This is a genomic window from Amycolatopsis jejuensis, from assembly GCF_000717335.1.
GTDB lineage: Bacteria > Actinomycetota > Actinomycetes > Mycobacteriales > Pseudonocardiaceae > Amycolatopsis > Amycolatopsis jejuensis.
In genome coordinates this window covers 121160-141867 of sequence record NZ_JNYZ01000002.1, presented here as the reverse complement: position 1 = coordinate 141867, position 20708 = coordinate 121160, and the positions used below count along the sequence as shown (strand labels likewise).

General features: G+C 70.7%; 19 protein-coding genes. 5 read left to right on the top strand and 14 right to left on the bottom strand.

Annotated elements, in window-relative coordinates:
• Window positions 1-19: 19 nt before the first annotated feature.
• The 5 genes from OO71_RS02145 to OO71_RS02125 form a co-directional block, all read right to left on the bottom strand.
• Window positions 20-1177 carry a M20 family metallopeptidase gene (locus OO71_RS02145; RefSeq protein ID WP_051790925.1) on the bottom strand — a complete coding sequence of 386 codons (1158 nt, stop codon included), beginning with the start codon at window positions 1175-1177 and terminating at the stop codon, window positions 20-22.
• Window positions 1174-2367: a glycine C-acetyltransferase gene (locus OO71_RS02140; protein ID WP_245633540.1), complete on the bottom strand. Its 1194-nt coding sequence runs from the start codon at window positions 2365-2367 to the stop codon at window positions 1174-1176. The genes OO71_RS02145 and OO71_RS02140 overlap by 4 nt, the downstream gene beginning before the upstream one ends.
• A 64-nt stretch (window positions 2368-2431) precedes the next feature.
• Entirely contained in the window at window positions 2432-3289 is an 858-nt protein-coding gene (locus OO71_RS02135; RefSeq protein ID WP_033287877.1) for an SAM-dependent methyltransferase, read from the bottom strand.
• Between the two features lie 102 nt (window positions 3290-3391).
• The gene (locus OO71_RS02130) at window positions 3392-4165 is read right to left on the bottom strand and encodes a hypothetical protein (RefSeq protein WP_033287876.1); all 774 of its coding nucleotides are present in this window, start codon (window positions 4163-4165) and stop codon (window positions 3392-3394) included.
• A 163-nt stretch (window positions 4166-4328) separates the two neighbouring features.
• On the bottom strand, window positions 4329-5012 hold the full coding sequence (locus OO71_RS02125; protein ID WP_211260422.1) for a hypothetical protein: 684 nt from the start codon (window positions 5010-5012) through the stop codon (window positions 4329-4331).
• Window positions 5013-5150: 138 nt separating this feature from the next.
• Here OO71_RS02125 and pip point away from each other — a divergent pair, with 138 nt between their 5' ends.
• Window positions 5151-6125 carry a prolyl aminopeptidase gene (gene pip / locus OO71_RS02120; RefSeq protein WP_051790924.1) on the top strand — a complete coding sequence of 325 codons (975 nt, stop codon included), beginning with the start codon at window positions 5151-5153 and terminating at the stop codon, window positions 6123-6125.
• On the opposite strand, the gene OO71_RS02115 is transcribed toward pip, so the two are convergent.
• Genes OO71_RS02115 through OO71_RS02095 form a run of 5 tightly spaced genes read right to left on the bottom strand, consistent with a single transcriptional unit; the run spans window position 6081 to window position 11903 of the window.
• Complete coding sequence (locus tag OO71_RS02115; RefSeq protein ID WP_033287874.1) at window positions 6081-6611, bottom strand: dihydrofolate reductase family protein; 531 nt, start codon at window positions 6609-6611, stop codon at window positions 6081-6083. The two genes, pip and OO71_RS02115, sit on opposite strands and share 45 nt — an antisense overlap.
• A gap of 43 nt (window positions 6612-6654) precedes the next feature.
• Window positions 6655-8259 carry a dipeptide ABC transporter ATP-binding protein gene (locus OO71_RS02110; protein WP_033287873.1) on the bottom strand — a complete coding sequence of 535 codons (1605 nt, stop codon included), beginning with the start codon at window positions 8257-8259 and terminating at the stop codon, window positions 6655-6657.
• Window positions 8260-8263: 4 nt separating this feature from the next.
• Window positions 8264-9952, bottom strand: coding sequence for an ABC transporter substrate-binding protein (locus OO71_RS02105; protein ID WP_033287872.1), 1689 nt, complete (start codon window positions 9950-9952; stop codon window positions 8264-8266).
• Between the two features lie 11 nt (window positions 9953-9963).
• Window positions 9964-10965, bottom strand: a complete 1002-nt coding sequence (locus tag OO71_RS02100; protein ID WP_033287871.1) for an ABC transporter permease — start codon at window positions 10963-10965, stop codon at window positions 9964-9966.
• Window positions 10962-11903: an ABC transporter permease gene (locus OO71_RS02095; RefSeq protein ID WP_033287870.1), complete on the bottom strand. Its 942-nt coding sequence runs from the start codon at window positions 11901-11903 to the stop codon at window positions 10962-10964. Before OO71_RS02095 ends, OO71_RS02100 begins: the two co-directional genes overlap by 4 nt.
• 181 nt (window positions 11904-12084) lie before the next feature.
• Between OO71_RS02095 and OO71_RS02090 the strand changes: the two genes are divergently transcribed.
• Entirely contained in the window at window positions 12085-12534 is a 450-nt protein-coding gene (locus OO71_RS02090) for a MarR family winged helix-turn-helix transcriptional regulator (protein ID WP_033288033.1), read from the top strand.
• 49 nt (window positions 12535-12583) lie between these two features.
• Entirely contained in the window at window positions 12584-12940 is a 357-nt protein-coding gene (locus OO71_RS02085; protein ID WP_033287869.1) for a hypothetical protein, read from the top strand.
• Here OO71_RS02085 and OO71_RS02080 read toward each other — a convergent pair.
• Window positions 12937-14526 (bottom strand): acyl-CoA synthetase, encoded by a 1590-nt coding sequence (locus tag OO71_RS02080; RefSeq protein ID WP_033287868.1) that lies wholly within the window; start codon window positions 14524-14526, stop codon window positions 12937-12939. The two genes, OO71_RS02085 and OO71_RS02080, sit on opposite strands and share 4 nt — an antisense overlap.
• A 91-nt stretch (window positions 14527-14617) precedes the next feature.
• Between OO71_RS02080 and OO71_RS46945 the strand changes: the two genes are divergently transcribed.
• A complete protein-coding gene (locus tag OO71_RS46945) occupies window positions 14618-16834 on the top strand; it encodes a serine/threonine-protein kinase (RefSeq protein ID WP_051790922.1) in 2217 nt (738 codons plus the stop codon).
• Between the two features lie 7 nt (window positions 16835-16841).
• Here the strand turns inward: OO71_RS46945 and OO71_RS02070 are convergent, their stop codons facing one another.
• On the bottom strand, window positions 16842-17306 hold the full coding sequence (locus OO71_RS02070) for a hypothetical protein (protein WP_033287867.1): 465 nt from the start codon (window positions 17304-17306) through the stop codon (window positions 16842-16844).
• Between the two features lie 55 nt (window positions 17307-17361).
• Here OO71_RS02070 and OO71_RS02065 point away from each other — a divergent pair, with 55 nt between their 5' ends.
• Entirely contained in the window at window positions 17362-18099 is a 738-nt protein-coding gene (locus tag OO71_RS02065; RefSeq protein WP_033287866.1) for an FHA domain-containing protein, read from the top strand.
• Between the two features lie 239 nt (window positions 18100-18338).
• On the opposite strand, the gene OO71_RS02060 is transcribed toward OO71_RS02065, so the two are convergent.
• Window positions 18339-18704 (bottom strand): YrdB family protein, encoded by a 366-nt coding sequence (locus tag OO71_RS02060; protein ID WP_033288031.1) that lies wholly within the window; start codon window positions 18702-18704, stop codon window positions 18339-18341.
• 28 nt (window positions 18705-18732) lie between these two features.
• A complete protein-coding gene (locus OO71_RS53200; protein WP_033287865.1) occupies window positions 18733-19974 on the bottom strand; it encodes a lysozyme in 1242 nt (413 codons plus the stop codon).
• Between the last annotated feature and the right edge of the window lie 734 nt (window positions 19975-20708).

Genomic DNA, 20708 nt, shown 5'->3' with positions numbered 1-20708 from the left:
TTCACTCGACGCTATGGGCTCACCGGGGTGACGCCGTCGCAGATTGCTCCATCTGCAAGGCCGTGCGCAGGTTTTCGTCGGTGGCGACGTCCACAATGGTCCGGGCGAGTGCGGTGGCGCCGTCGATCAGTGCGGTGTCCGCGGCGGATCCGACGCACGCCGTGGCGAACTCCGGTTCGTGATTCCCGGCAGCGCAATTCAGGCCGATCATGGGATGGATCGAGGGAACGTGCTGGGAGACGTTGCCCATGTCGGTCGAGATCGTGACACCTTCTTCGAAAGTGCGACCCAGTTCTGTGGCGCGTTTCCGGTAAAGCTGGAGAATGTCTTCACGGTGGATCATGTTCGAGTAGCGCGGCAGGTATTCGGTCAGTTCGAGATCGGCACCCGATGCCAGTGCGCCCGCCTCGAAGCAAGCCCGGACCCGCTCCATCACCTGGTCCAGCCGCTCTCGCGTGAGTGCCCGTGCCATGTATCGCAAGGACGTCCGATCAGGGATGATGTTCGGTGCAGTGCCGCCACCGGTGACGATGCCGTGCAGCCGGTCGGCCGGTTCGAGTTGCTGGCGGAGGAGGCCGAGGGAAACCTGCGCAATGGTGGCCGCGTCGGCAGCGTTGACGCCGTGGTGGGGAAATGCGGCGGCGTGGGCAGCGCGTCCGCGGTACGTGATGTCGAGCCCGGCCAGGGCGATTACGGTCGGCCGGGCGACGTCGCGGGGGCCGGGATGGGTCATGGCCGCGAAATGGATTCCGGCAAACGCTCCCCGGTCGAGGAGAAGCTGTTTTCCGCCACCGCTTTCCTCGGCCGGAGTACCGATCACCGACAGCCGGATGCCCAGCTCCGTGACATAGGGCAGCAGTCCGTTCGCGACGGCTACCGCACTTGCCGCGATGAGATTGTGCCCGCAGGCGTGGCCGATTCGCGGGAGGGCGTCGTATTCCGCCAGTATTGCCACGTGCAATGGTCCCGGACCGGCAGATCCGGCAATGGCAGTGGGAATTCCCCACGCATTGGTCGAGGTTTCGAGACCCAGTTTCGACAGCGTTGCCGCCGTCCAGCGCGAGGCGTTTTTCTCCTCGAAACCGAGTTCGGGATGCGCGTGGATCTGCCGCGCCAGGCCGATCACCTGGTCGGCATGCGCGGCAATCCTCGCTGCGACAAGGGATCCGACGCTCACCGGCGCGCCTCCCGGGCCGAGGTCAGCGCGTCGACGGCCAGGCCCAGGTCCACTGTGGAGTGTCCGGCCGCAGCCTGGAGCCTGATCCGCTCGGTGCCCTCCGGCACGACGGGATACCAGATTCCGGTCGCCAGCACGCCGTGCGCACGCAAGGTCTCGGCCCAGGCCTGCGTCCGGCCGACGTCGCGAGTCATCACCGGCACGATCGGATGCCTGCCGGGCAGGATCTCGAACCCCCGCTCGACCAGCCTGGCCCGCAGGTAGGCCGCATTGCCCTGGAGCCTTTTGACCAGCCGGGCGTTGCGCCGGAGAAGGTCAAGCGCGGCGAGGGAACCCGCGGCGACGTGCGGCGGTACGGCGTTCGAGAACAGGTACGGCCGGGACCGTTGCCGCAGCAGCTCGACCACCGCCTCGCTGGCAGCCACGAACCCGCCGCTGGCGCCGCCGAGGGCTTTGCCGAAGGTGCCGGTCGTGACGTCGGGCGGCGTGGCAAGGTCCAGATGTTCCGCACTCCCCCGGCCGGTCGCGCCGAGGACGCCGATGCCGTGCGAATCGTCGACGACCAGGATGGCGTCGTACGCCTCGGTCACCTTCGCCAGCTCGCGCAGCGGCGCGACGGAGCCGTCCATCGAGAAGACGCCGTCGGTGACCACTGCGGCGAGCGAGCCCTTCGGCCGCTGCTGCAACGCTTTTTCGACCGCGTCGACGTCCGCATGCGGGTAGCGAACGCGCTCGGCACGGCAGAGCCGGACGCCTTCGATGATGCTGGCGTGGTTGAGCTCGTCGGAGAGGACGAGGTCACCCGGTCCGAGGAGCGCGTCGAAGAGCCCGGAATTGGCGTCGAAGCAGGACGACAGGACGATTGCGGCCTCGGTGCCGACGAACTCGGCGATGGCCTGTTCGAGCTGCCGGTGCAGCTCGTGGGTACCGGAGATGAAGCGGACCGATGCCATCCCGAAACCGTGGTGCCGCAACGCTTCTATCGCCGCGTCGACCACGACCGGATCGTTCGCGAGCGACAGGTAGTCGTTGCTGCAGAGGTTGACGACCTCGCGGGCTCCGTCAATGCGGACGCGCGGGCCTTGCGCACCCCCGAGCGGCACCTCGGGCTTCAGCCGCCCGGCCTGTCGGAGACCCGCTATCTCGCCGAGCACCCGGCGCTGCATCGCCACTTCTCGTCCTGCGCACATGCCGAGGACGGTAGAAGCGCACGCCGGGCATCGGGCCGAGTCGTTGCTCCATCAGCAACGCCGGTCAGACCTTGCGGCCGACCACTCCCGCAACGCACTTCGCCGCGTCGCTGAGCGGCGTCAAGCGGGGACCGTCCTGCCACCATTCGTCGGCGACCGAGAGCCCCGGACCGGCCGTCGAGCCCGGCGGCAGGAGCTCGAGACCGGGCAGCATCGCCTCGATCTCGGCGCGGGTCCGGAACCGTCCGGCCCCGAGCGGCCCGGCGACGAGGATCTCCTCGATCCGCTTGGCGACCGCGGTGAGCTCCGGGACCTCGGGGTCGTAGAAATGGGCGAGCGCGACGAACGACCCAGGCGCGAGCGCGTCGATGTACTCGCGCATCACGTCGGCCGCGCCGTCGCCCTCGTAGTGGTGCATCGTGCCGATGTGCAGGAGCGCGACCGGCTGCGAGAAATCGATGTACTCGCGGACGGTTTCGTGCTGCAGCACGCCTTGCGGCTCGAAGATGTCGGCCTCGACCATGTGGGTGTAGTCGTTCTCGGCGAGCAGCGCGCGCCCGTGCGCGAGGACGACGGGGTCGTTGTCGACGTACACGACCCGCGCGTCACGGTGGTGGCGCTGCACGATCTGGTGGGTGTTCTCGGCGGTCGGCAGGCCGGACCCGCAGTCGAGGAACTGCCGGATCTCGGTCTGGCTGGCCAGCATCCGCAGCACGCGGTTGTGGAAACCGCGGTTCCCGCGCGCGATGTGCACCGCCTCGGGTACGGCGGTGCTGATCTTGTCCATGACCGCCCGGTCGACCTCGTAGTGGTGACTGCCGCCGAGGAAACCGTCGTAGATCCGCGCAATGCTGGGCCGGTTCGGGTCCACCCCCACGGGAACCTGGCTGGGCGACTGCGTGGACGACGGCGAGCCGGGCATGGGTACCTCGCGAACGGTTCAGGCGGTAGTGGCCCACTCACAGTAGTACCCCGGTGGCAGCCCGGCGGGTACGGTCGCCCGATCGGTCGCCGGGCCTCCCGATCAGGGCATGCCGCCGGAGAACCCGTGCTCGGCCAGCCGCTGCCGGATGTAGGCGTTGATCTGGTCCTCAAGGGAACCGCTGTCCGAACGCTCGTCGCTCTGGGTGTTGGCGGGCGGTGGAGCTGCGGGTTTCCGGTCCGCGGGCTTCCGCTCGGCGGGGGCCCGGTGCGCCGGGCTGCGCTTGGCGGGCTTCTCGGCATCCGCCGGACTGCCGCCGCCGCCCGCGCCGGTACCCCGGACTTCGCCGGTCGCCACCGGGGGCGGGGTGGTACTCGGTGTGGTGGGCGGCGGCGCCGAGGACGAGGGCACCGGCCCGGGAGGCGCCGGGGCAGGCCCGGCATCGACACTCGCCGCCGACGGCAGCCAAGCCCAGGCAGCGAACCCGGCACAGACGACCGCGGTGACTCCGGCGGCCACCGCATGCCGCGCCCGCAGCCCCTTCGGCGCGGGTCGGCCGGTGGTCTCCGGGTCCGTGTCGGCGGGGACTTCAGCGTCGGCGTTTTTCGGAGCCGTCCATGCCGCGACGGATTCCGGCTCGTGATCGGCTGCCGGCGGTGGAGATTCGGGGCTTTGTGCCTCGTCAGCCGGACGCGACCGGGCGACCAAGGCAGCAGCCTCGTCGGCGCCCGTCGGGACCGGCCACGCTGCAGTGGACGGGTCCGGTGCCGGCAGCACGGTTTCGTCGATCCGGGGGATCGGGCCGGTGTCGCATCGGCTCACGAGCTTTTCGACCGAATCGAGGTCACCGCTGCGGCCGGGCTCCGTGTCGGGCATACGGGCCTCCGCTCCGGTTGGTCCAGCGTCCGGAGGTGCCGGTACCGCCGGATGGCCCCAGGCTATGGACCGCCGCGGAGCCGGTCACCCGGTCCGGCCCGGTGTTGCCCGAATATTCCGCGATCATGCGCCTCCCGGCCCCGCACGGCGGGAAAAGCGCAGCTCAGCCGTGCCAGCGCCGCGGGGGCTGGTTCCCGTGCCCGTTCCACTGGTCCATGTACGAGCTGACCGCCGAGCTGAACGCGTCCTCCATCGGGTCGCGGGGACGGTTCCCCCGGGTTTCCTCGTCCTGCTCACCCCGTTGCTGGGCGCCGGTCGCGGGGCGGCTGGTCGCGCGGACGGTCGTGTCGCGGACTTCGCCCGTTGCGGCCGGTGGCGTCGGGGTCGCGCTGAGGGTGCTGACGGCCGGGGGTGCGGACGTCGACGTCCGGACCGGGCCCGGGGGCGGTTCCGCAGGCTGTCCGGTGGTGCCGCTCGACGAGGACGGCCACAGGGCCCATCCGCCCAGCCCCGCGCACACCAGCACGGCTGCACCGGCGAACATCGCGTACCGGCGGCGGTCCGGCGGCGTGGTCGAGGGCGGCGCGGTCAGCGGCGGGGCGGTCAGCAGCTCGTCGAGGGAAGCGTCGGGTTCGTCGGGCGCCGGGCCGCGGGCGGCCAGCTGGTCGACCGCCGTCGAACCGTCCAGGGCGCCGGCAAAGGCCGTAGCGGGGTCCACCGGACGCGGTGCGACCAGCGGCGGAGGTTCGCTGCCGTCGATACGGGGCATCGGTGCCGTCTCGGACAAACTCACCAGCTTCGCCACCGACTCGAGGTCGCCGGTGCCGCCGGGCTCCCCGTGAGCCATCCAGACCTCCACCTCGCCGGGGCTGCGCGTCCGCGGCACTTCCGGCGCGCCAGATCCTAGGGACCTGCCCGCCGCGCTGTAAACCCGGTCCGGCGGCGGACGGGAGGATCCTGCACGTGATCCAGTAGCGTGCAGCGTATGCCGACGCTCGGGAACACGGCCGAAGGACTGCTGGACGTCGGCGACGGACAGCGCGTTTACTGGTCCACCAGCGGAAATCCGGACGGCAAGCCGGTGCTGTGCGTGCACGGCGGTCCCGGCGGCGGAGGGCGTGACTCCGGGCGCAAGGGGTTCGACCCCGCCGAGTTCCACATCACCGTGTTCGACCAGCGCGGCTGTGGGCGGAGCACCCCCAACGTCGCGAATCCGGCGGTGAGTCTCGAACACAACACGACCGGCCACCTGATCGCCGACATGGAACGCCTCCGCACCCACCTCGGCGTCGAAAAGTGGCTGCTCTACGGCGGTTCCTGGGGCGCAACGCTCATCCTCGCCTACGCCCAGCGGTACCCGGAGCGCGTCAGTGAGATCATCCTCGTCGGCACCTTCACCAGCACCGTGGACGAGGTCGACTGGCTCTACCGCGGGGTCGGGCGCCTCCTTCCCGCCCGGTGGGAAGCCTTCCGCCAAGCCGCGCCCGACCCGGACGGCGACCTGCTCGCCGGGTACGCGCAGCTCCTCGCCAGCCCGGACCGTGCCGTCCGGCTCCGTGCGGCCCACGCCTGGGGCGCGTGGGAGGACGCCGTCATCTCCCACGAAACGCTGGGCCGTCCGGGCCAGTACAGCGACCGGCCCGACGACAATCTGGTCGCCTTCGCCCGCCTCTGCGCCCACTACTACGGCCACCACGCCTGGCTCGACGACGGCCGCCTCCTCCGCGAAATCCACCGCCTGCACGGCATTCCCGCCGTGCTGATCCACGGCCGCCACGACCTGGGTGCGCCGCTGCGTGCCGCGTGGCAGCTCGCCCAAGCCTGGCCGGACGCCGAGCTCATCGTGATCGACGACTCCGGCCACACCGGCAGCCCGGCGATGGGCGAAGCGGTCCGCGCCGCCATCGCCCGGTTCTCACCGGCCCAGGACCCGGTACCGGAGGCTCGTCCCGGTCTGTGACACCAGTTCCAGCGGCACCGCAGGTCCCGACGGGCGTTCGAACAGCTGCACCCCGGCACCGAGCAGAACCGGCATCACGATCACCGCGACCTCGTCCAGCAGGCCCGCCTCGATGCACGCGCGGGCGACGGTCGCGCCCAGCACGTTCACCGTCCGCTCCCCCGCCGCTGCCTGCGCCGCCTCGACGCCCTCCGCCAGCGACGCGCAAAACGTCACCCCAGGCACCGCAGGCGCAGGCTGCCGCGTGAGCACGACCTGCGGTCCCTCCCAGCCGCCCCCGAACGCCTGGCCCTCCGCCTCGGTGCCGCGATACGGGTCGTCGCCCGAGAAGGTCCGGCGGCCGACCAGCAGCGCGCCGGTCTCCGCGGCCAGCTCGTCCGCAGTGGGATCCGGTCCGGTGTACGGCGCCAGCCAGCCCATGTCCCCGCCGGGACCGGCGATGAACCCGTCGAGAGACATCGCGGCCGAGTAGAGCAGCTTGCCCATGTGCAACCACCTTCACGCCAGTACCGACCCGGAAATGCCTCGGTCAGGACAGCGTTTGCCGCCGTTCCCGCTGCCGCTGCGGGTCCGCGACCGGCGCCGCTGCCACGAGCCGCCGCGTGTAATCCTCCCGCGGCGCACCCAGCACCGCCGCAACCGGGCCCTCCTCGACCACCCGGCCGCGGTGCAGCACCGCGACCCGGTCCGCGACGCGCTCCACCACCGCCAGGTCGTGACTGATGAACAGGCATGCGAACGCCAGCTCCCGCTGCAGGTCCGCGAGCAGGTCGAGGACCGCCGCCTGCACCGACACGTCGAGCGCGCTGGTCGGCTCGTCCGCGATCAGCAGCCGCGGCCGCAACGCCAGCGCCCGCGCGATCCCCACCCGCTGGCGCTGCCCGCCGGACAGCTCGTGCGGATACCGGCCGATCCAGCCCGGATCGAGCCGGACCGCGGTGAGCAGCTCCGCGACCCGCTCGCGGTGGCCGCCGCGTTCGCCGTGCACCACCAGCGGTTCCGCGATGCTCGCTCCGATCGTCGCGCGCGGATTGAGCGCCGACGCGGGGTTCTGGAACACGATCCCGATCTGCCGCCGCACCTCCCGCCGCTCCCGCGCGGACGCCCGCGCCACGTCCACGCCGCCGACCCGCACCGTCCCGGCCGACGGGGTGACCAGCCCGGTCAGCACCGACGAGATCGTGCTCTTGCCGGAACCCGACTCGCCCACCAGGCCGAGCACCTCGTCCGCCCCGATCTCCAAGGTCACGCCATCGACGGCACGCACGGGCGGCGCACCACCGCCGACGCGGTAGGTCACCTCGAGATCCACCACCGACACGAGCGGTTCCGCCGGTGGTCGCGCCGCTGCTGGCGGCGTGGAACCCAGCGACAGCACCGAATCCAGCAGCTCACGGGTGTACTCCGCCCGCGGCTGCGCGAACAACCCGTCGACAGTGTTCTCCTCCACCACGCGCCCGGCACGCAGCACCACCACGCGGTCCGCGATGTCCGCGACCACGCCCATGTCGTGTGTCACCAGCAGAATCGCGGTACCCAGCCGGTCCCGCAGCGACCGCAGCAGCTGCAGAATCCCGGCCTGCACGGTCACGTCGAGCGCCGTCGTCGGCTCGTCCGCGACGAGCAACGCAGGCTCGTGGATCAACGCCATCGCGATCACCACCCGCTGCAGCTGCCCGCCGGACAGCTCGTGCGGATACGCCCGCAGGACCCGCCGCGCGTCCAGCTCGACGAGCTCCAGCAGCTCCCCGGCCCGCTCCCGCGCCGCCGCCCGCGACACTTTCCGGTGCGCCCGTACCGCATCCACGAGCTGGGTGCCGATCCGGAACACCGGGTTCAGCGCGCTCATCGGCTCCTGGAAGACCATGCCGATCTCGCCGCCGCGGACCGCGCGCCGCTCTCGATCGTCCACTGTGTACAGATCGCGCCCGGACAGCAGTGCCGAACCGGTGACCGTCGCCGTGTCCGGCAGCAGGCCGAGCAGCGACAACGCGGTGACCGACTTGCCCGACCCGGATTCCCCGACGAGCGCGACGACCTCGCCAGGGGCCACGTCGAACGCGACCTCCCGAACAGCTTCGACCTCCCCGAACCGGATCGAGACCGCGCGCAGGGACAGCAGGTGCTCGGACACGGGGTTACTTCGCCAAGCCCATCTGCAGGTAGTTCGGGTACGCCGGGAACTCGCCGATCACGAAGTCGCCGACCTTCGCGCCGTGCAGGAACGAGTTGCGCGTGTAGATCAGCGGGACCACCGGCGAGTCCTGCAGGATCCGCTTGTCCGCCTTGGCCCACAGCTTCCCCGCGGCGGTCGGATCGACGGTGCCCTGCGCCTGCGAAATCAGCTCGTCCACCTCGGGCACCGAATACCGCGACTCGTTGTACCCGCCGTTGCCGATCTCCGACGTGCCGAAGAGCGGCTGGATGTTGGCGTTGGCGCTCGGGAAGTCCGGCTGCCACGAGCCGAGCGTGAGGTCGTAGGTGCCCTCGTTGCCGGTGACCAGCGTGGTCCAGGCGTCGTCGTCGAGCGGGCGCAGCTTCGTGCGGATCCCGGCCCGCTCCAGCGCGGCCTGGATCGCCTGTGCCTTGTCCGAGTCGTTGTTCGCCGTGGACACCGGGAAGTCCAGATTGTCGAGCCCGTTCGGGAAACCCGCTTCGGCCAGCAGCTGCTTCGCCTTCGCGACGTCACCCGACGGCGGCGCCGGATACAGGTCGTACGTCTCACGTCCGGCGATGCCCTCGGTGATCAGCGTGGTGGCGATCGGACCGGCCAGGTCGGCGCTGCCCGCGGTGGCGACCTGGTAGGCCGTCTTGTCCACGGCGTACTGGAAAGCCTGCCGCACCTTGAGATTCGCCAGCGGGCCACGCTTGGTGTTGAGCGCCAGGTACGCCAGCGCACCCGACTTCGACGTCACGAGCTGGTTCTTCGCCGCCGGGTTGGTGCGGATCTGCGACAGCTGCGCGGGGTTCACGAATGCCGCTCCGAACGCAAAGGCGTCGTTGGACTTGCTCGCGAGCAGCCGCTGTGCGATCACGCCGGTGTCCTGGCCGAGCTGGATCACCACCTCGTCCGGCAGGCCCGTGCGCGCGAGGTCGGTTTTCGCGTCCCAGTTCGGGTTGCGGGTGAACTTCACCTGCACGCCCTTCTGGTACGACGCCACCTGGTACGGGCCGGACGCGACCGGCGTCGCGTCGTAGCTCGCGTCGGTGCCCTTGCCCTTCGGTACCGGCGCGAACGCGGGCATGCTCACGATCCACGGCCAGTCGCCGTACGGACGGGCCAGGTGGAACACGATCGTCTTCGGGTCCGGTGTCTCGATCGACGCCAGGTCACCACCCTTGAACGGACCTTGGTACGCGGCCCCGCCCGCCAGCAGCGTCTTGTGGTAGCTGAGCCCGCCGGCGAACGCAGCGTCGAACGACCGCTCGATGCCATACTTGATCTCGGCGCTGGTGATCGGCGTGCCGTCGACCATCTTCAAGCCGTCTTTCAGCGTGTACGTCCAGGTCTTGCCGTCCGCGCTCGCCCGGCCGGTGTCGGTGGCGAGGTCCGGTACCACGGTGGCCGGACTGTCCGCGGACGTCTTCCACGCGGTCAATCTCCGGTGGATCAACCCGGTCGTCGTGATCGCCAGGTTCTGGCTCTTCGCCGGGTCGAGGTGCTGCGACGTGGTGTCGGTGAGGATGTACAGCGTCCCGCCGGACGACACTGCCACCGCCTGCCCGCCGCCGGGCTGCTCGTTCGCATTGCACGCGGCCAGCAGTACCCCCGCTCCGGAAACCGTGGCCGTGAAGCCCAGCGCCTTCAGGAAATCCCTGCGATCCATGTTTTCCCTTTCTAAGCCGTGACCCGCGCACGCGGATCGAGCACCCCGTAGAGCACGTCCACCGCGAAGTTCGCGAGGACGACGAAGAAGGCGGCGAACAGGCTCACGCCCATCAGCACCGGAAGGTCCACCTGGTGCACCGCGTCCACGAGCAGCCCGCCGAGCCCCGGCAACGCGAACACCCGCTCGGTGATCACCGCACCGCCGAGCAATGCACCGAGGTCGATCGCGAACACCGTCACCACGGGCAGGAGCACGTTGCGCAGTGCGTACTTCCCGATCACTGTCCGCTCGGGCAGGCCGACCGCCCGCGCGGTACGGATGAAGTCTTCGCCGAGCACCTCGAGCATCTGGCCGCGTGAAAGGCGGGCGTACACCGCAGCGTTGATGAACGCCAGCACCAGCCACGGCAGCACCAGATGCCACGCCCAGCCGACCGGGCTCTGCGCGAACGGCACGTACCCGCTCACCGGGACCACGTCGAGAGTGAAGCCGAACAGCAGGATTCCCAGCAGCCCCACCAGATACGCCGGTGCGGACACCCCGGCGAGCGTCACAGTCATCGCGGCCCGGTCGGCGAACCGGCCGCGGCGCACGGCTGAGTACACGCCGGTCGCCACTCCGGCGGCCAGCCAGATCACCGACGCGCCGATCGCCAGCGAAACCGTGACCGGCAGCCGATCCCCGATCAGTGCGAGCACCGGTTCGCTCTGCTGGAAGGAGTACCCGAAGCACGGCGCGGAGCAGACGACCGCGGTCACCCCGGTCCCGAACGTGCGCCCGCCGAAGATGCCGCCGAGGAAATCGCCGTACTGCTGGATCCACGGCTTGTCGAAACCCATGAATTCCCGGGCCAGCGCAAGGCTTTCCGGCGTGCACGGCTTGCCGCAGGACATGAACGCCGGGTCCGTCGGCAGCAGGTAGAACACGGCGAACGTGGCGAAGCTGACCACGAGCAGGACACCGAGCATGCCGAGCAGCCGGACGCCTGCGAAACGCAGAGTGCGGTTCACCGGCGCACCGCCGTCTTCGGGTCGAGCGCGTCCCGCAGCCCGTCGCCGAGCATGTTGAACGCGAGTGTGGCGAGGAACAGCGCGGCGCCGGGGAAGATCAGGAACATCGGGTCGGTCTGGACCCAGTTGATGGCGTCGCTGATCGAGCGGCCCCAGCTCGGCGCTGGCGGCGGAATGCCGACGCCGAGGAACGACAGCGCGGCCTCCAGCCCGATGTTGGCCGGGATGGTCACGGTGGTCAGCACGATGATCGGCGCCCACAGGTTCGGCAGCAGCTCACGGCGGAACACGTGCACCCCGCCCGCGCCGAGAGCCCGTGCCGCGCGGACGAAGTCACGGCTGCGCAGGCTCAACGTCTGCGCCCGGACCACGCGGGCCACGCGCGGCCAGCCGAACAACCCGATCACCGCGATCAGCAGCAACGGCCGCGGGATCGCCGCCGGGGCGACCGCGCCGAGGGCGATCATGAAGATGAGCTGCGGAAACCCGAGGAGCACGTCGGTCACACGGCTCACGACGGTGTCCCACCAGCCGCCGACGTACCCCGCACTCGCCCCGAGCAGCACGCCCAGCAGCACCGACACGACGGTCGCGGCGAGCCCGATCAGGAACGACGTCCGCGCGCCGTACGCGACGACCGCGAACAGGTCGCGCCCGGTCAGCGGCTCGACGCCGAACCAGTGGCTGCCGCTGATCCCGCCGAGGAAGCCGGCGCCGGTGCCGTCGGCCGGATTCAGCAGGTCGGTGTGGTAGCTGTAGGGGTCCTGGCCTTCGAGCAGCGCCAGCAACGGCGCGGCGAGGGCGGTGACGATCACCAGCACGATGACGACCGCGCTGACCTGGGCCCAGCGGTCGTGCCGCAGCGCGCGCCACAGGTTCCGCGACGCCGGAGCGGCCGCCGGAACCGGGGCGCCGCCCGGCGACAGGATGTCGGACAACGGTTCCCTTGCTGATCAACAGGACGGGACGACGCGACTTTAGAGATGCCGAGGGAAATTCACCATCATGGCGTAGCGCTTTCCGGATGGTGGGACACTTCCGGCCGGTTGTTCCCGGCCCATGGTGCGCAAGGCGCCGGTACGATACCGGTGTTTCCGCGGCTTACCGGAGGACCAGGGCATGGAGCAGACGAGCGACGCCCTCGACGTGCTGGAGCGGGCGACCGCCGTGCTGGTGCGCAACTTCGAGATGCTGCGCCGCCGCACCGACGTGTACGCCGAACTGGACCAGGCGGAATACCTGATCCTGCGCACCCTCGACGACGTCGGCCCGGTCGACATCAGCACCCTGGCCGGCGCACTCGGCCTGGACCCGTCCACCGCAGGCAGGCAGGTGTCGGTCCTGCTCGGCAAGACACTGGTCGAACGCACGGCCCCGGACGACGACCGCCGCCGCGGCATCATCACCCCAACCGAGCGCGGACGGGAACTGATGGAACTCACGCGCTCCCGCCGCCGGGCGGCCGTCGCGGGCCTCCTGGACGGCTGGACCCCCGACGAAGTCCGCACCTTCGCCGGATTCCTCAACCGCTACAACGGCGCCGTCGCGCAGCGCTACCTGCGCAGCTAACCCTGCGCCAGACCCTCGTGCACAGCTCACGAACCTGCCGCAGCTGACGGTGACGACCGAGAACCCACGCACCCCCACCCGCGCCGTCGCAGGCCTCCTGGACGGCTGGACCCCCGACGAAGTCCGCACCTTCGCCGGGTTCCTCAACCGCTTACAACGGCGCCGTCGCGCAGCGCTAACTGCGCCAGACCCGCACGCGCGCTTCACAACGTTGCCCCAGCTGACGCTGATGCCCGCCAACGCACCGGACCGATTACAGCCGAGAGCTCACACCCCCGCCCGTTCCCGCCGCCGGGCAGCCGTCGCAGGACTCCTGGACGGCTGGACCCCCGACGAAGTCCGTGCCTTCGCCGGATTCCTCAACCGCTACAACGGCGCCGTCGCGCAGCGCTACCTGCGCAGCTAACCCTGCGCCAGACCCGCGTGCACCTCCCGCAGCGCGCGCTTCACGATCTTCCCGCTCGGGTTCTTCGGCAGCGCCTCCACGAACACCACGTACTTCGGGCACTTGTACCCCGCCAGGTGCTCCCGGGCATGCGCCAGCACCTGCTCCTCCGAGAGCGTCACGCCCTCGCGCGGCACCACCGCCGCGGTCACCGCCTCGATCCAGTGTGGGTGCGAGACGCCGAACACCGCGACCTCGGCGACGCCCTCCAGCAGGTACAACGCCTCCTCGACCTCGCGGCTCGCCACGTTCTCGCCGCCGGTCTTGATCATGTCTTTCTTCCGGTCGACCACCGAGAGGTACCCCTCCGCATCGAGCACGCCCAGGTCGCCCGAGTGGAACCAGCCACCCTGAAACGCGGCGGCGGTCTTCTCCTCGTCCTCGTAATAACCGAGCGTCGCGTGCGGGCTGCGGTGCACGATCTCACCGACCTCGCCGGGCGGCAGCTCGCGGCCGTCCTCGTCGACGATCCGCGTCTCCACATTCAGCGACGCGCGCCCGGCCGACCCCGCCTTCGGCAGCTGCTCGTGCGGCCGCAGGATGGTCGCCAGAGGAGCCATTTCCGTCTGCCCGTAGAAGTTCCAGAACTCGACGTCCGGCAACCGCCGCGCCAGCTCGCGCAGCACCTCCGCAGGCATCGGCGACGCGCCGTAGTAGCCCTTCCGCAGGCTCGACAAGTCAGTCTCGTCGAAGGCCGGATGCCGCAGCAGGGAGATCCACACCGTCGGCGGCGCGAACAGCTTCGTGGCGCGTTCGCGCTCCACCGCGGCCAGCAGCGCAGCCGGATCCGGGCCGGGCAGGATCACGCTCGTCGCGCCCAGGTACACGTCCACCGAGAAGAAGCAATCCAGCTGCGCACAGTGGTAGAGCGGCAGGGAATGCAGCTCGACGTCGTCGCCGGACATGCTGCCGTCGATCGCGCACGACACGTACTGCGCGATCAGCGAACGGCTCGACAGCATCACGCCCTTCGGCCGCGATTCGGTGCCGGACGTGTACATCAGCCGCAGCGGATCGTCGTCCGCCACCAGCACGGACGGGGCCGACTCGTCGCCCGGTCGGTCGATCCAGTCCGCGACGCTCTCCCAGCCGTCGCCGCTGCCGCCGATCCGCCCGCGCAGCACGTCGGTGCGGCCCGACCGCTCCAGCGCGTCCGCCGCGGTGGCCAGCAGCGCGTCCTCGGCGACCAGCCCGGACACCCCGGCGTGGCGCAGGATGAACGCGACCTCCTCCGCGCCGAGCATGAAGTTCACCGGCACCAGCACCACGCCGATCTTGGCCGTGGCGAACACGAGCACGACGTATTCCCAGCAGTTGTGGCTCAGCAACCCGAGCCGGTCGCCCTTCACCAGGCCGCGTTGGGCGAGCCGGTGCGCGCAGCGGTTGACCGCCGCGTCGAACTCCCGGTAGGTGGCGCGGCGCTCGCCGGAGACCACGGCGAGCTTGTCCGGCAGGCGCAATGCGGTACGCCGCAGGAGATCCCCGGCGGAATGCTGGCGGGCGTGCTGGATCGCTTCCGCCGTTTCGGCGCTGAACGGGCTCGGCATAGCCGGAGTCTCATCCACCGCGACGGAGTCCGCAACCAGTGTGGCCGTAGCTGCAACCGGTACGCTTCCGCACACACCTCGGGGGAGAGAAGTGGACGAGACCGAAGCACCGACGCTGGACCGGCCGGACATCACCGCGCGGCTGCCGCGGTACCGGCTCGTGCGCCAGCTCGCCCGCACCCGGATGAGCGAGGTCTTCGAGGCGCTCGACACCCAGAGCGGGCGGCCGGTCGCGCTGAAGGTCGTCGGCCCCGAGTTCATGGCGGTACCCGGGTTCCGCACCCGGTTCGAACGCGAGACCCGGATCGCCCGCGAGCTGGTGCACCCCAACGTCGTCCGGGCCGTGGACGCCGGGTTCACCGCCGACGGCGGCCTCGGCTACCTGGCCATGGAGTACGTACGGGGCACCAATCTGGCGCGCCTGCTGGACCGGGGGCCGCTGCCGTTCGCGCAGACCGTCGCGATCGGCCGCGGGATCGCCGCCGCGCTGGACGCAGCACACGCGCGGAGGCTCGTGCACCGCGACGTCAAGCCCGGCAACATCCTCCTCGACGACACCACCGGCCAGGCCTATCTCTGCGACTTCGGCATCGCGCGCCAGCTCGACCTCACCCAGCTCACCGCGACCGGCGCCTTCCTCGGCACGGTCAGCTACGCCGCGCCCGAACAGCGCGCCGGGAAACCGGCCGACGCAGCCGCCGACGTGTATTCGCTGGCCTGCGTGCTCTACGAATGCCTGGCCGGCGCGCCGCCGCACCACCACACGGATCTCGCGCACCCCGCGGTCAACGTGCTGCGCCGGTCCCTGAGCACCAACCCGGCCGCTCGGCATCCGACGTGCACCGCGCTCGTCGACGACCTCGTGGCCGCCACCGAAGCAGCTCAGCGCCGCCGACGGTGGGTGCGCGCGGGGATCCCGGCCGCGGCGGTGGTGGTCGTGGGGTTGCTCGTCGCATGGCTGACCACCGGTGGCCCGTCCGGGCTCGACGACGCCACGATCTCGAGGCTTCCTGCCGCCCTTCGGGCCGACTGCGCGACCGCGGATCCGCCCGCCCCCGGCGCGACCTCGACGTTCACGTGCCACTCCGCTGGACGTCCCGCAACCACCGCACTGTACGCCGACCCGAAGCAGGCTTCCGACGCCTACGCCACCGCATTGTCCCGAGCCGGAGTCTCCCGGGACCAAGGCGACTGCACGGCCGCGACCGGGGGCGAACATCGTTACCCGGCAACCGGTCCGGCGCTCGGCCGCGCGTTCTGCCAAGTCCGGGATGGACAGTCCATTGTGGTCTGGAAGGACGATGCCGCGCGAGCCGTGACCACCGCGACGGCGCCGGCGGCCGACGACGCCGGATTGCGCACCGCCTGGGCCGGATGGACCGGCGTACCGGCATTCCCGACCGCGGACGAGCAAGCGCTCGTGCAGATCGCCGCCGGAACCGGCTGCCACCGCGCTCCCCCGGCCGACCTCGGCGACTATTCCGGCGCGAGCGCGGGTGTCGCCTGCATCCCGCGCGGCACCGGCACACGAGCCGTGTCGTACTACCGCTTCGCCGACCCAGCCACCTTGCGCACCACCTTCGACGGCCTGGTCACCGCGGCGAAAGCACCGAGCGGCACGGCCTGTCCGGGCACGCCGTTCCTGGGTACCACCCGGTTCGACTGGCTGAGCGTCGACCTCGGGCAGGTGCTGTGCCACCCCGGTCCGCAGAGCACGGTCGCGATCGACTGGAGCCTGGAGTCCTTCGGCGTGCTCGGCCACGTCACCGGCACCACCGCGGACGCGACCGGCGGATGGTGGAAAGACTGGCACCTCGCGCCGCTGAGCCGGATCGTCACGCAGGTCAACACGCAGTCCTCCCCCGCGTTCCCGACGCAGGCGGAACGCACGCTGCTGGACCGGATCCCGGCCGCGTCACGAGTGAACTGCGTGCGGCCGTCCGCGGACCAGCGGTGGCAGGACCTCGGTGCGGTGCAGCCGGTGGCCGCCGTCGCGTGTGGCCGGACGAGCGGCGCCGAGCTGGTCGTGTACTACCAGCTGCCCGACGCCGCCACGATGAACCAGGTCTACAACAGCACGCAGACCACCGAGAAAGCGTGCACCGACCTGCCGGAGAAGTTCTCCGCCGACCGGCCGTACTCCCGCGGTGGCCGCACCGGCCGGCTTGCTTGCGGCACGGTCGATTCCGACGGCGAGCGCTATCTCAAGTGGACGGACGACCAGGCGGGCGTCCTCGCCGTCGCGCACCGCGGCTCCGATGCCTTCCCGATGATCGACTGGTGGAACCACGACGCCGGACCGGCCTGAGCGGGGATCAGCCTTGCACCGTCCCGCCGACCGACGCCGAACCGGTCACGTGCGAGTTGCCCGAGCCCGAGCCGCCGCTCGCGGTGCGCACGGACTCCTTGCCGTCGAACACCGAGTACATCTCGACCTGGCCGCTCGACCCGGAGTAGGTGATCTCCAGGGTCCACTGGTGCGGCTTGCCGTCGGCGGCCACGCTGAGCGACTGCCGCCACGGGAGCTTCACCTGCCCGGTCTGCTTGGTTTCGCCGTCGAGGGTGTAGGTGATCTGCTGGAGCGCGCCGGATCCGTCCGCGTTGAGCACGAGCGTGTGCGGCTGCCGGTCCGGGACCGGCTCCGAAACGGGCGCAGCCGAGGACGACGACGACGGCGGCGCGGGCTGGGGAGCCGGGGCGGGGCTGCTCGAACACGCGGTGAGCGCGGCCAGGAGTGCCACCGGGACGACGGCGGTCCGGGCAGTGGTACGAAGATCCATGCGGGAACCCTACTGGCCGGGCATCGGGACCGGTCCCTGATCGGAAGGATCCGCGTTGACCGATTTCCCCAGCAGCGAACCGGGTGCGCTGTTCGTGCGCGGGCTGGCCGGTACCGCGTCCGTGCTGCCCGCCGAGTACGCGCGGGTCGCCTTCGGCCGGGCACCCGGCCCGGACGGCGTGGTCGTGGGGGCCGACGACCCGCGGGTCAGCCGCGAGCACGGCGCGCTGACCCACCGGCACGGGCACTGGCTGCTCACCGCGAACGGGCACACGCCGATCGAGTTCTCCCGCACCCGGCTGCTGCACGCCGGTGACGAGCCGGAGGCGCTCCCGCCGGGCTACACGACGCTGCTCATCGCCGGCTCCGGCGGGCGCAAGCATCCGCTCGAGGTGTACGTGAACGCAGCCGACCACGACCGCCCGCTGCCGGTGACCGGCCCGACGCTGCCCGGGCACGTCTGGCCGCTCGGCGACACCGAAAAGCTGGTACTGGCCATCCTGGGCCAGCAGTACCTGCGCCGGGAGGCGAACGCGCAGCCGATGAGCCGCGACCACGTCACGGAGATCATGCGGGCGCTCCACCCGGACGCCGAATGGAACGTGCGCAAGGTCGACCGCGTGATCGCCGGGGTGCGGAAGCGGCTGGCTGCCGCACGCGTCCGCGGGCTGGTCCGGGAAGAGGTCCCCGAGCCCATCGCGAACTCGCTCAACCACAACCTGCTCGTCGAACTCACGGAGACGACCGCGTCACTGACCCGCCAGGACCTCGAACCGGTCGACGACCTCGACTAGCCGTCCTGATCCGGGAGGCCGGGGACGCGGCCGCCGATTCCTTGGTCCCGTCCGGACGGATTCTGGTCCGGGGGGGCGCGGTGAGCGGAGCTGGTGCGACCGCCGGTAGCGCGCTCCAGGTAGGCCAGCCGGTAGCAGGCGGGATCCGGCGCGCGGCTAGTCGGCCGTCCCCGGTTCACTCTGGTCGCGGTAGCGGGCAACGATGAAGACCGACACCGGAAACCGGTCGACGACCTCGACTAGCCGTCCTTCGCCCATACCCGTACGGCCACCGCGGTCGCGATTCCGGCCACGCCAAGCACAATCCCGGCGACCGGCAAGCCGGAAGCGATCAGTCCGAGCGCCGCGACCGCGAAGAGCGCGAGCTCCAGGATGAACCGGGTCGGTTCGGGGGCCCGCCGTTTCGCCCGTGGCGCGATCACGAGTCCCCAGATCACCGCGGCGAGCGCAGGCCACAGCACGGCGGCGAGGATGTCGAGCAGCACGCTGCCGCCCATCCGGGCGCCGGCCACCGCGAGCCCGGCCAGCAGCGCCAGCTCGGTGCAGAAGCGGACGACGAGCACCGCGCCGGGGAATCCGCGCAAGCCGGGTCGAGTCGTGGTCACCACCGGAGCGTAACCGGGCGGGTCCCGGTCAGCGCCGGGCGGCCATCCGCGACAAGGTCATCAGGATCGCGCCGAACACCACCAGCGCAGCCCCGAACACGGCGATCCGCGGGGTGCTGATGCCGGTTTTCGCCAGGGCCTGCGTGCTGTTCGCGGTGGCCTGCGGTGCCTTGCTCGTCGTCTGCGGAGCGGCCTGCGCGGTCTGCTTGGGGGTCGTTTGCGTGGTCTTCGGGGCGACCTTCGGCTTCACGTCCGCGACCTGGTTGACCCGGGCGGTCAGCGAATCGGCCTTCGAGGCGTCCGACAGGGATGCCGGTGGGTTCGCCTGCTTGCCGCCCGCCCAGACGAGACCGTCGATGGTCTTCGGCTTCGCCGGTGCTGACGTGGTGGGGCTGGTCTTGGTGGGGCTCGTCGAGGTGCTGCTCGGCGGAGTCGTGGTGGGCGCTGGTTTCGCCGAAGTCGATGAGGTCGGCGGGGTTGGCTTCGGCGTGGTGGTCTTCGGCGCAGGCGGGGCCTCGCTCTTCGGCGCCGCGCCCCCGGCCAGCTTGATCAGCTGCTCCATCGACCCGTTGAACGAATCCTGGTCACCGGGTTTGTTGCCGGAGTCCGAGTACTGCCAGATCGTGTAGTACCGCCAGCCGTCCGGCAGCGGGCCGGCGGTCTTCGCGTACCGGGCGATGAACAGCGGATGCGTCTCGCCGAACGCCTTCGAGTTGCCGGTGCAGGTCTTCCACCAGTCGGTGGTGGTGTAGAGCATCGGCCAGCGGGTCGTCTTCGCGTGCACGCGCTCGGAGAACGACCGGACCCACGCCACCATCGCGGACTGCGAAAGGCCGAAACAGGTCTGGCCGTACGGGTTGTATTCGATGTCCAGCATCGGCGGCATCGTGCGGCCGTCGGCGGACCAGCCACCGCCGTGCGCGACGAAGTAGTCGGCCTGGGTGGCGCCGTCGGAGATGTCCGGGCGCGCGAAGTGGTACGCGCCGCGGATCATGCCGACCTGGTAGGAACCGTTGTACTGCTGGGTGAAGTAAGGGTTGCGGTACCCGGTGCCTTCGGTCGCCTTCACGTACGCGAAGCGCGCGCCCGCGTTCCAGGCCGCCTGCCAGTCCACATTGCCCTGATGCCCGGACACGTCCATCCCCGGCACCTCGGCGGTCGCAGCCGCTGCCGGGGTCGCCTGCAGCGCCCCCAGCACACCGCCGACGACCACCGCCGCCGCGGCGACGACCGAACCCACCCGAGCCGCAATCCGCCCGGAGCCCGTCATCCCGTCACTCCCTCTTTTTCCGGCACGCCCTGCGGTGCGCCCGGCTGTCCGCATCTCTTCCCCGAGGGCGGTACCGGGTGACCTGGGCAGGGTCAGTGTGTGTGACAGGTGGGACGTGTGTAAACCGGCGGGGAGGATGGGGCTGGTGGGGTTTGGGAGGTTTGTCGAGGTCAGTGGGGTTTTCGGGCTGAGCCCGGCTGGGGGAAAGTCACCCATCGTGGGTGGGGTTCTGTGTCCGGGAGAACTGTTGCGTGGGGCACCCCGAAGCTGGATTGTGACGACGGTCTGAGGGGGCTTGGCAAGGCGGGAAAGATGCCTTGACAAGCCCCCTCAGACCGTGTTTCGGCTTCGGATCGGGGTGCAGGGCCGAGTCTGGCTGCCTGGGTCTCGGCGGGTGCGCGGGCGGCGGTTGGGCGGTGGGGGGAAGTCCGTGAAGGGAACCATGAGGGAATCAGATTCCGTGATGGTTCCCTTCACGGACTTCGGCGGCGGCTGAACCACCCAGGACCGGGGGTCCGCGGCCGGAGGTCCGTGGGTGGATCAGGATTTCCTCACCAACCATGTGGCGGTCGCCGGGAACTCTTCACCGGGTGGCTCCTGCGGCTCTCACCTGCGCATTTTTCGCGCGGTTCGGTAATCGGGCGCGCACGCTGAGTCAGACCGGCGCGCCGGTTCGCAACATCTTGGCAACCGTCTTGACACCGGCTGTGGTCCGGACCACTCTGCTGAACATT

Excerpts from the sequence above, each read along its gene's own strand:
- OO71_RS53200 (WP_033287865.1), bottom strand. The coding sequence starts at position 19,974 with ATGACGGGCTCCGGGCGGATTGCGGCTCGGGTGGGTTCGGTCGTCGCC.
- OO71_RS02070 (WP_033287867.1), bottom strand. The coding sequence starts at position 17,306 with ATGGATCTTCGTACCACTGCCCGGACCGCCGTCGTCCCGGTGGCACTC.
- OO71_RS02130 (WP_033287876.1), bottom strand. The coding sequence starts at position 4,165 with ATGCCCGACACGGAGCCCGGCCGCAGCGGTGACCTCGATTCGGTCGAA.
- OO71_RS02140 (WP_245633540.1), bottom strand. The coding sequence starts at position 2,367 with ATGTGCGCAGGACGAGAAGTGGCGATGCAGCGCCGGGTGCTCGGCGAG.
- pip (WP_051790924.1), top strand. The coding sequence starts at position 5,151 with ATGCCGACGCTCGGGAACACGGCCGAAGGACTGCTGGACGTCGGCGAC.
- OO71_RS02135 (WP_033287877.1), bottom strand. The coding sequence starts at position 3,289 with ATGCCCGGCTCGCCGTCGTCCACGCAGTCGCCCAGCCAGGTTCCCGTG.
- OO71_RS02080 (WP_033287868.1), bottom strand. The coding sequence starts at position 14,526 with ATGCCGAGCCCGTTCAGCGCCGAAACGGCGGAAGCGATCCAGCACGCC.
- OO71_RS02090 (WP_033288033.1), top strand. The coding sequence starts at position 12,085 with ATGGAGCAGACGAGCGACGCCCTCGACGTGCTGGAGCGGGCGACCGCC.
- OO71_RS02115 (WP_033287874.1), bottom strand. The coding sequence starts at position 6,611 with ATGGGCAAGCTGCTCTACTCGGCCGCGATGTCTCTCGACGGGTTCATC.
- OO71_RS02125 (WP_211260422.1), bottom strand. The coding sequence starts at position 5,012 with ATGGCTCACGGGGAGCCCGGCGGCACCGGCGACCTCGAGTCGGTGGCG.
- OO71_RS02105 (WP_033287872.1), bottom strand. The coding sequence starts at position 9,952 with ATGGATCGCAGGGATTTCCTGAAGGCGCTGGGCTTCACGGCCACGGTT.